Below are 4,663 nucleotides of genomic sequence, written 5' to 3' on the forward strand. Positions count from 1 at the left end.
CCGGGTTCGGCGAGCAGGGCCATGGCGGCGTCCAGGGCGAGCTGCCGGTTGCGCGCGGCGTCGGCGCGGCGGCGGGGTTCGGCGGGAGGCGGTGCGGCGGAGGACCGTGCGCCGGAAGGACGTGCGTCGGGAGACGTTGACAAGTGGAATGCTCCTTCCACATACTCGAACTGGAACGTGCATTTCAGTTCACTGTAGCGCGAAGGAGCCGTCATGACCGAGACCGTCCTGATCTCCGGTGCGAGCATCGCCGGGCTCACGCTGGCCCATTGGCTGGTCCGGCACGGCTTCCGGCCCACCGTCGTCGAGCGCGCACCCCGGCTCCGGTCCGGCGGCAACGGGGTCGACATCCGGGACGACGCGGTCGCGGTGGCCGAGCGTACGGGGATCATGTCCAGGGCGCGCGAGCTGGCCGCCGACGTGCACGGGATGAAGTTCGTGGACGCCGCCGACCGCGCCGTCGCGCGGATCGACACCCGGGGCGCCGGCTCGGTCGAGATCATGCGCGGCGACCTGGTGGCGCTGCTGAGCGAGGCGACCGACGTGGAGATCCTGTTCGGCGACTCGATCCGCGAGCTGGAGCAGGACGCCGACGGGGTGTCGGTCACCTTCGAGCACGCGCCCGCCCGCCGCTTCGACCTGGTGGTCGGGGCGGACGGGATGCACTCCACCGTCCGGCGGCTGGCGTTCGGGCCGGAGGAGCGGTTCGTCCGGTTCAAGGACCACTACTTCGCGTTCGCCGACGCCGACGCGTCCCTCGGCGAGGACCGCTGGGTCACGATGTTCAACACGCCCGGCAAGATGACCGGGATCTACCGGTCGGGCAAGCACCCGCAGGCCAAGGCGTACTTCATGTTCCGTTCCCCGCCACTGGACTACGACCACCGCGACGCCGCCGAGCACAAGCGCCTGGTCGCGGAGGCGTTCGCGGGCCACCCGTGGCGGCCGACCGCGGGCCTGCTCGCCGCCGCGCTGGAGGACCCCGAGTTCTACTTCGACGCACTCGCCCAGGTGCACATGGACTCCTGGGCGAACGGACGCGTCGCGCTCGTCGGCGACGCCGCGTGGTGCGCGTCCCCGGCCTCGGGGGCGGGCGCGGAACTGGCCCTGGTCGGCGCATACCGGCTGGCCGGGGAGTTGGCCGCCGCAGGCGGGGACCACCGCGTCGCGTTCGCGCGCTTCGACGCCGTCCACCGGCCCCTGGTCGAGCTCAAGCAGCGGATCGGGGCGAACGTCCGGCTCATGCTGCCGAGGACGGAGAACGGACGGCGCGTCCGGGATGTCCTGGCACGATCGCCGCTGATGCGGGCCGCCGGGGCGGTCGAGCGCCGTCTCCAGGGCAGGAACGCGCGGCCGCTGCCCGAGTACCGCCGCGTCGGCCGTCCGATGGTGTGACGTACGCCACCGTCACAGCCGGACGACGGCGAGCGTCTTGTGGGCGGCAGAATCAGGACGAGTGGGGGGCGACCATGGATGAGAAGACCCGACCGGCGGCCGGGACGGCCGATCCGGCGACCGAGGCGTTCGTCGAGCACCGCAATCTGCTGTTCACGGTCGCCTACGAGATGCTCGGGTCGGCCGCCGACGCCGAGGACGTCCTCCAGGAGACCTGGCTGCGCTGGACGGGCGTGGACCTCGACGGCGTGCGGGACCGGCGGGCGTACCTCGTCCGGATCACCACGCGGCAGGCGCTGACCCGGCTGCGCACACTCGGCCGCCGCCGCGAGTCCTACGTCGGGCCGTGGCTGCCCGAACCGCTGCTGACCACGCCGGACGTCGCCGACGACGTCGAACTGGCCGACAGCGTGTCGATGGCGGTGCTGCTCGTCCTGGAGACGCTCACGCCGACCGAGCGGGCCGTGTTCGTGCTGCGCGAGGTGTTCGGCCTCGACTACGACGAGATCGCGGCGGCGGTGGACAAGGCCCCGGCGGCCGTCCGGCAGATCGCGCACCGGGCGCGGGCGCACGTGGCGGCGCGGCGTCCGCGCGAGGCGGTGTCGGCCGTCGAGACCCGGGACGCCGTGGAGGCGTTCCGCCGCGCGACCGAGACCGGCGACCTCCAGCGGCTGCTGGACGTCCTCGCGCCCGACGTGGTCCTGCTGACCGACGGCGGCGGGGTCGTGCGGGCCGCGCTGGAGCCGTTCACCGGCGTGGACGTGGTGGCCGGGGTGCTGGCCCGGCTCTCCGGCGCGGTGACGCTCGAACCGGTCGACGTCAACGGCCACCCCGCGCTGCTGCTGCGCCGCGACGGCGAGCTCGACTCGGTGCTCGGGGTCCAGGTCCGGGACGGGCTCATCAGCGGGCTGTACGCCGTCCGGAATCCCGAGAAACTGTCTGCCATCGGACGCGAGACGACGCTCCGTCGCTGACGAACGGGAGAATCACGATGTCATATCCGGACGCGACCTATCTGGCGGACAAGGGCGAGAACAGCGCCGTGTTCCGCACCGCCGGCACCCCGCCGGAGCTGGTCATCGGCAGCCGCACGCAGGTGCGCTACCTGGCGACCGGCGAGAGCACCGACGGGCACTTCGGGCTGTACCGGTGGGAGATGGGCGCGGAGCAGACCGGCGGATCGCCGCACTTCCACCGGACGTTCTCCGAGTCGTTCTACGTGCTGGACGGAACGGTGAGCCTGTTCAACGGCGACACCTGGACGAAGGGCGAGCCGGGCGACTTCCTGTACGCGCCGCCCGGCGGCGTCCACGCGTTCAAGAACGAGGACGGGCCGGCGACGATGCTGGTGCTGTTCGCGCCCGGCGCGCCCCGCGAGCCGTACTTCGAGGAGCTGGCCGAGATCGTCCGGACGGGGCGGCGGCTCAGCGACGAGGAGTGGACCGAGCTCTACGAGCGCCACGATCAATTCATGGTCTGACCTGCGAGAAGGGCCGCCTGGGAAGCTCCCGCCCAGGCGGCCCGGCCGATGCCCCGACCAGGTGGGAGCTTCCTGGGGGCCCGGTTCACTCGGGCCGGACGTTGTGGTTGCCGGCGAACAGGTTCGCGGGGTCGTACTGCTGCTTGACCGCCGCGAGGCGCTTGCGGGTCTCCGCCGGGTAGACCGCGGCGACGTCCTCGTCCGTGGCGGTGGTGAGGAAGTTCGCGTAGGCGCCGCTGGTGTGCGGGGCGAGCTCGGCCCAGACCGCGTCCAGCGCGGGACGGGCCGCCGCGACGACCGGCTGCGGACCGCCGATGGTGGTTACGAACATCAGCTCCGCGCGGCGGTGCGCGTAGGCGGTCGCGTCGTCCGGCACCCGGGACACGGCCCCGCCGACGCTGCGGACGGAGAAGAACGGCGATCCGGCCGCCGAGGCGACCTCGGTGATGACGCGCAGGGTCTCGGGGACCGACTCGCTCTCGACGAAAGCGGCGCGGGTGAAGAAGGCGATTCCGGGCGGCGGGGCGGTTCCTTCCTCAAGGATTTCGGCATAGGGCCGCAGCGTGACATCGTCGGACACCACCGTGCCCAGTCGGCGAAGGGGGTCGATGGCCGCCGCCGCGCTTTCCGCGTCGTCGCCGTCGAAGGCGACGAGAACCTCGATCGGGGCATTCTGGCCGCCCGCGAAGGGATTGGCGAAGTTCACGACGGAGCTGAGTTCCTCCGGCGCGGTGCGCAGGTGGTCGGCCCAGCCCTGGAGCACGGCGGGCAGCTCCGCGGCGGGGAAGGTGAGCTTGCCGAAGTGGACGTCGGTGGTCGGGTGCGCGGCGAACTCGAAGGCGGTCACGATCCCGGCGTTGCCGCCGCCGCCGCGCAGCGCCCAGAACAGCTCGGGGTTCTCGTCCGCGCTCGCGCGCACGACGTCCCCGGCGGCGGTGACCACCTCGGCCGCGACCAGGCTGTCCAGGGCCAGGCCGTGCTTGCGGACCTTCCAGCCGATGCCGCCGCTCAGCGTCAGCCCGCCCACGCCGACGCTCCTGGTGTCGCCGGAGGAGATCGCCAGGCCGTGCGGTGCGAGCGCGTCCGCGACCCGGCCCCAGGTCGCCCCGCCGCCGATCCGGACGACGCGCCGGTCCCCGCCCGCGATCTCGACGTCCGCGAGCCGGGCGAGGTCGATGACGACGCCTTCGTCGTTCGTGCCGAATCCGGCGAAGGCGTGGCCGCCGCCGCGCACCGACAGGAAAAGGCCGGCCTCGGCCGCGAACCGGATTCCCGCCCGCACATCGTCCACATTTCCGGGGCGCAGGACATAGGCCGGGCTTCCCTGCGCCAGAACCGAGCGGGACGCCGTTTCGTACTCCGCGCCGCCCGGTTCGATGATGTCGCCGCCGAAGTCACGACGGAGGTTGTCGATTGCCGAAGTCATGGCGTTTCCCCGATCAGTTGTTCCGCCAGGTCGTACACATGACGACGGCCGAGCGGAATTTGTGACGGAGAGGAGAGCGTGACCTACGCCACAGGAAAGGAGGGGCGGTCACGCGACGGCGGATTCGGCCTCCGGCTCGGCGGGCAGTGCGTCCCCGGCCTTGGGAGCGCGCGGACGCGTCACCAGCGTGAGGACGGCCAGCCCGATGAAGAGGACGGCCGAGACGACACCGATGACGTGCAGGCTCGTGGTGAACGCCTCGCGCGCGGTGTGCAGCAGCGCCGCGCCCTCGTCCGCGGGCAGGTGGCGGCTCGCGGCGACCGCGCCCGCGAGCGAGTCGGACGTGCCGTCCGTGCCGTCGC

At 72.5% G+C, this 4,663-nt stretch carries 4 protein-coding genes and 1 pseudogene; 3 read left to right on the forward strand and 2 right to left on the reverse strand.

Annotated elements, in window-relative coordinates; genetic code table 11:
* Positions 1-213 precede the first annotated feature (213 nt).
* From AB0J52_RS28115 to AB0J52_RS28125, 3 genes are all read left to right on the forward strand, one after another.
* On the forward strand, positions 214-1,395 hold the full coding sequence (locus tag AB0J52_RS28115) for an FAD-dependent monooxygenase (protein ID WP_500185425.1): 1,182 nt from the start codon (positions 214-216) through the stop codon (positions 1,393-1,395).
* Between the two features lie 74 nt (positions 1,396-1,469).
* Positions 1,470-2,369 carry an RNA polymerase sigma-70 factor gene (locus AB0J52_RS28120; RefSeq protein ID WP_500185426.1) on the forward strand — a complete coding sequence of 300 codons (900 nt, stop codon included), beginning with the start codon at positions 1,470-1,472 and terminating at the stop codon, positions 2,367-2,369.
* Between the two features lie 17 nt (positions 2,370-2,386).
* Positions 2,387-2,875: a cupin domain-containing protein gene (locus AB0J52_RS28125; RefSeq protein WP_500185428.1), complete on the forward strand. Its 489-nt coding sequence runs from the start codon at positions 2,387-2,389 to the stop codon at positions 2,873-2,875.
* Positions 2,876-2,960: 85 nt separating this feature from the next.
* Here the strand turns inward: AB0J52_RS28125 and AB0J52_RS28130 are convergent, their stop codons facing one another.
* A complete protein-coding gene (locus AB0J52_RS28130) occupies positions 2,961-4,301 on the reverse strand; it encodes an FAD-binding oxidoreductase (RefSeq protein WP_500185430.1) in 1,341 nt (446 codons plus the stop codon).
* 108 nt (positions 4,302-4,409) lie between these two features.
* Positions 4,410-4,663, reverse strand: a pseudogene (locus tag AB0J52_RS28135) (MFS transporter); the annotation flags it as partial.

Origin of the sequence: Spirillospora sp. NPDC049652, from assembly GCF_040675125.1 — a bacterium.
Taxonomy (GTDB): domain Bacteria; phylum Actinomycetota; class Actinomycetes; order Streptosporangiales; family Streptosporangiaceae; genus Spirillospora.

Excerpts from the sequence above, each read along its gene's own strand:
- AB0J52_RS28115 (WP_500185425.1), top strand. The coding sequence starts at position 214 with ATGACCGAGACCGTCCTGATCTCCGGTGCGAGCATCGCCGGGCTCACG.
- AB0J52_RS28120 (WP_500185426.1), top strand. The coding sequence starts at position 1,470 with ATGGATGAGAAGACCCGACCGGCGGCCGGGACGGCCGATCCGGCGACC.
- AB0J52_RS28125 (WP_500185428.1), top strand. The coding sequence starts at position 2,387 with ATGTCATATCCGGACGCGACCTATCTGGCGGACAAGGGCGAGAACAGC.
- AB0J52_RS28130 (WP_500185430.1), bottom strand. The coding sequence starts at position 4,301 with ATGACTTCGGCAATCGACAACCTCCGTCGTGACTTCGGCGGCGACATC.